Origin of the sequence: Nocardiopsis sp. TNDT3 (assembly GCF_003427465.1) — a bacterium.
Lineage (GTDB): Bacteria > Actinomycetota > Actinomycetes > Streptosporangiales > Streptosporangiaceae > Nocardiopsis > Nocardiopsis dassonvillei.
In genome coordinates this window covers 1-1,539 of the sequence record NZ_QPFC01000302.1, presented here as the reverse complement: position 1 = coordinate 1,539, position 1,539 = coordinate 1, and the positions used below count along the sequence as shown (strand labels likewise).

Below are 1,539 nucleotides of genomic sequence, written 5' to 3'. Positions count from 1 at the left end.
ATGCGGATGTGGCCCTTCGTGCTGGGCCCGCTCCTGGGCGGGGTGCCCAGCACGGCGGCGCTGGTGCTGGTCGGCGTCGGCGGCACGGACCTGGGCCTGCCGGTGGCCGTGGGCGGGGCGGTGCTCGCGGTGGCGATCGGCGCGGTCTGGTGGGCGCGCTCGCGCCGTCGGCGGACGCGGTCCTGAGGCCCGTCCCGAACCCGCGCGTCCCCGCGGCGGTCGCGCACGCCCGCCCACCTTCGTCCGGCAGGCCCACAAGCGCCGCAACCCGGTCGAACGCTGCATCGGCCCGCTCAAGCACTGCCGGGGCGTCGCTACGCGTTCGGACGAGCTCGCCACGCCTCCCCGGGCCCGGGGCCGTACTGGTCAGCGCCCTGCTCTGGCTGGATCACGGACCAGAGAACAGAACCTAGCCGCCGGACCCCCCGAAGAGGGACACCTCGTCGGGCGAGGGCCGGTCCAGCTCGAAGGGCAGGACCTCCCCGCCGTCGCTGTCGGTGACCATGGGCTCCTGGAGGATCTCGGGCTCCTCGCCGGCGTGGTGCTGCACCACCATCACCCCGGCGTAGCCGCTGTGGTCGTCCTCTGTGGCGTTGAACGGCACCAGGCCGGGCCCCGTCCACTCGTGGGAGTTGAGGGTGCCGAGCAGGCTCTCCCGGGTCAGGTCGGGGCCGGTCTCCATGAGCACCTGGGCGAACAGGACCGCCTGCACCATGCCGTAGACGGTGGTGTCGGTGAAGGGCGTGCCCTCGTTGTACCTCTCGTGGATCTCCAGGAAGAACTCGGTCCACGGGTCCTCGCGCTGGGCGGCCATCGGCAGGAACGCGGTGATGATCAGACCGTCCAGGAAGGCCTCGGGCGGGACGTTCTCGGCCGCCGTGCCCTGGGCGTACTCCTCGATGAGGCCGGTGGCCACCGCCACGTCGCCGCCGAAGCTGGGCGCCACCCACTGCGGGGTGTAGCCGATCGCGGTGGCCTCCAGGACGGCCAGGGCCAGGAAGGCGGGGATGCAGTGGCAGACGGCGACCTCGGCGCCCGACCGCTTGAGCTCCTCGACCTGTCCGGCGAGCTCGGGGACGCCGGGGTCGTAGGACTCCCAGGCCACGATCTCCTCGGTGAGGTACTGCTCGATCCCCGCGTGAGAGGAGGGGCCCACGTCGTCGTTCTGGTAGAGCAGGCCGACCCTGTCGCCGGGGAAGTTCTCGGCGATGTACTGGCCCTGGATCTTGGCCTCCCGGGTGTAGTCGACCTGGAAGCCGTAGCTGTGGGGGTAGACCTCGGGCTGGTCCCAGGCCAGGGCGCCGGAGGAGACGAACAGGTCGGGGACGCCCGCCTCGTTGAGCTCCTCGATCACGGCCTCGTGGGTGGGGGTGCCCAGGCCGCCGAGCATGGCGAAGATCTCCTGGTCGTCGATGAGGCTGCGGGTGGCCTCCTGGGTCTGCGCGGGGTCGAACGCGTCGTCCTGGACCTGGTACTCGATCCGGCGGCCGTGGATGCCGCCGTTGTCGTTGATGTAGTCGAACACGGCGCGGGCGCCGG

1 protein-coding gene and 1 pseudogene are annotated in these 1,539 nt (G+C 71.9%); one reads left to right on the top strand and one right to left on the bottom strand.

Annotated elements, in window-relative coordinates; genetic code table 11:
* Positions 1 to 186 (top strand): annotated as a pseudogene (locus tag DQW06_RS08190) (TVP38/TMEM64 family protein); the annotation flags it as partial.
* Positions 187 to 409: 223 nt separating this feature from the next.
* Here the strand turns inward: DQW06_RS08190 and DQW06_RS08180 are convergent.
* Positions 410 to 1,539, bottom strand: a 1,130-nt coding sequence (locus tag DQW06_RS08180; protein ID WP_232832981.1) for an ABC transporter substrate-binding protein, incomplete at its 5' end; no start/stop codon positions are given.